3 protein-coding genes are annotated in these 2,553 nt (G+C 46.8%); all 3 read left to right on the forward strand.

The window, feature by feature from the left end:
- Nucleotides 1-28: 28 nt before the first annotated feature.
- From NZ952_06730 to NZ952_06740, 3 genes are read left to right on the forward strand one after another with little or no spacing between them, the layout of a single operon-like run.
- On the forward strand, nucleotides 29-1,225 hold the full coding sequence (locus tag NZ952_06730) for a nickel-dependent hydrogenase large subunit (GenBank protein ID MCS7120877.1): 1,197 nt from the start codon (nucleotides 29-31) through the stop codon (nucleotides 1,223-1,225).
- An 8-nt stretch (nucleotides 1,226-1,233) separates the two neighbouring features.
- Nucleotides 1,234-2,184, forward strand: a complete 951-nt coding sequence (locus tag NZ952_06735; GenBank protein MCS7120878.1) for an NADH-quinone oxidoreductase subunit H — start codon at nucleotides 1,234-1,236, stop codon at nucleotides 2,182-2,184.
- A 16-nt stretch (nucleotides 2,185-2,200) separates the two neighbouring features.
- A complete protein-coding gene (locus NZ952_06740; GenBank protein MCS7120879.1) occupies nucleotides 2,201-2,539 on the forward strand; it encodes a 4Fe-4S binding protein in 339 nt (112 codons plus the stop codon).
- Nucleotides 2,540-2,553: the final 14 nt, after the last annotated feature.

The raw sequence follows: 2,553 nt of genomic DNA on the forward strand, positions 1-2,553 counted from the left end.
GTGAAAAGAAAATTTGGGTGAATATAGAGTGACTGGCAAGACTGGAGATGGCGAGGAAACCCGGCGGCTGAGGTTTCCTTTCGGCCCCATACATCCAGCACTAAAGGAGCCTGTCTCCTTGAGGGTAACCGTCCGGAAGGAGGAGATTCTTGACGTAGAAGTCGCCTTAGGCCATGTTCATAGGGGAATAGAGGCCTTAGCCGAGAATCGCAATCTTATCCAAACCCTCTACCTTGTTGAACGAATATGTGGCATATGCTCGCATAGCCACACAACATGCTTCATTCAGGGCTTAGAGGAGATAGGTGGTATAACTCCTCCTGACCGTGCGCTCTACCTAAGAACATTAATCTTCGAACTGGAACGGATTCACAGCCACCTCTTTCTCTTAGGGATCATGGCCTACGAGATAGGGTTCGATACACTCTTCATGTATGCTTGGTATGCTAGGGAAAGCATACTGGACCTTTTTGAGATGATCACGGGCAACCGAGTACACCACTCGATGAACACGATAGGCGGCGTTCGCTGGGATCTCCAACCGCATATGGCCGAAAAAATAGAGGGCGCAATGGGTAGGCTCAGAAAATCTATACAGCAAATCCAACAGGCCTTCCAGGATAAGACTGTTGAAAAAAGGTTGTCTGACGTAGGAGTTTTGGTTTGCAAAGAGGCGAGGGAGTTAGGTGTCGTAGGTCCAACAGCAAGAGGCTCCGGAGTGGACATGGATGTTAGAAGGGATCACCCCTACGCAGCTTACAATGACCTGAAAAACGCCTTTGACGTTATAAAGAAGAGGGAAGGCGACGCTTATGCTAGAACTGAGGTCCGAATCTTAGAGCTTTACGAATCGATCAACATTATACATCAAATCCTCGAGGAACTTCCACATGGATCTATCAGATCAGACGAGAACGTTTTGAGATTAATGAGAAAGATCCCTGAAGGTGAGGCCGTATCACTGGTTGAGGCGCCGAGAGGTGAACTCCTTCACTATGTAAGGACTAATGGGCGTGAAGGTCTGTCAAGGCTGAAGGTTCGAACCCCTACGATCCCAAATGTGCAGGGACTTAGACCGATGCTCGTAGGATGCGAGATTGCCGACGTTCCAGTCGTAGTCGCCTCGATAGATCCATGCATGGCATGCGCAAACAGGATAACTATAGTCAACACAGAAAGCGATGAGGTGAGAGTTGTGGATATAAGTGAATTGAGGAGAAGTTAGAGGAGGACATGAGCACATTAGCCGCCCTACTAATCTCCATCCCAATAGTGCCTGTAGCCGCCCTCCTCTTCGAAGGGATCGACAGGAAGATTCACGCCAAGATGCAGAGAAGAATAGGCCCCCCTATTCTGCAACCAATCTATGATTTCATCAAATTATCTCTCAAGGAGACGATAATACCTGAAACAGCCGCATCATCAAGAATCTTCAGAGTGGTTCCAATCATTTCCGCCTCCACCTCCATGTTAGCCGCTGCCATAATACTAGGCAGTTTAATCGAGGAAGCAAGCATCGGTGGAGACCTAATAGTAGTTTTCTATCTTCTGGCTCTGTCCTCCATAATGATCATGATAGGCGGTTCATCATCTGGGAATCCTTACGGCGCAATCAGCTTTTCCAGAAAGATGACTATGCTAATAGCATACGAAGTGCCCATACTCATCTCAGTCCTCTCAGTCGCGATAAGGTGCCGCTCATTAGCATATTACGACATTATTTCACTCCAGAGATCGTCCGGATCATTCCTCCCTATATTTAATTCTCTAGGCATGTTCTTAGCTGGAGCGACCTTTTTGCTATGCATCCCCGCAGCCGCGGATGCTGTACCATTCGATATTCCCGAAGCTAAAACAGAGATTGTTCACGGCGCCCTGATCGAATATGGAGGCCCAGGTTTAGCATTATTGAAACTGGCTAAGTCTACTCAGAACTTCACATTGACCCTTCTTGCATCCACAGTATTCTTCTATACACCATCAATCTTAGAGGAAAACTTGATTCTGAAACTTGGAACAATTGTCGCATGCCTGTTGCCCTCTCTCCTAATATGGTTGCTAACGATAACTCTTCCAAGAACAATTTTTGCGAGGCTCAAGATTGGGCAGGCCTTAAAGTTCTATTGGTCTTTCCCACTGCCTTTATCAGTCCTCTCCGTACTATTATCCTTGATTAGGATATAGTGTATGGTGACAAATTATGAGGCTTGGAAGAATGTTGCGCACGGCATTAGGCGCCCTTCTCCAAAAACCAGTAACCGTCAGATATCTAACCAAGCAGGGTGAGAAGGTGCCTATACCTGACAGATATAGGGGGAAGATAATCTACGACAAAGACGCTTGCATAGGATGCCTTCTATGCATCCGAACATGCCCCAGCGGAGTTATAACCGCTACAGAAGAGAAAAAAGTCAGATTCGACATCTCCAGATGCATATTTTGCGGGCAATGTGAGGAGACATGCCCCAAAAAAGCCATCAGCTTAGGCTCAGAATTCGAGTTGCTGTCTCGCGAAAAGGAGGAACTGATCATCAAGTAAGCCTTATTAGAGAT

Source organism: Candidatus Bathyarchaeota archaeon, assembly GCA_025059045.1.
Taxonomy (GTDB): Archaea; Thermoproteota; Bathyarchaeia; order Bathyarchaeales; family DTEX01; genus JANXEA01.

Coding starts and splice junctions, on each gene's coding strand:
- NZ952_06740 (MCS7120879.1), top strand. CDS start 2,201: ATGAGGCTTGGAAGAATGTTGCGCACGGCATTAGGCGCCCTTCTCCAA.
- NZ952_06735 (MCS7120878.1), top strand. CDS start 1,234: ATGAGCACATTAGCCGCCCTACTAATCTCCATCCCAATAGTGCCTGTA.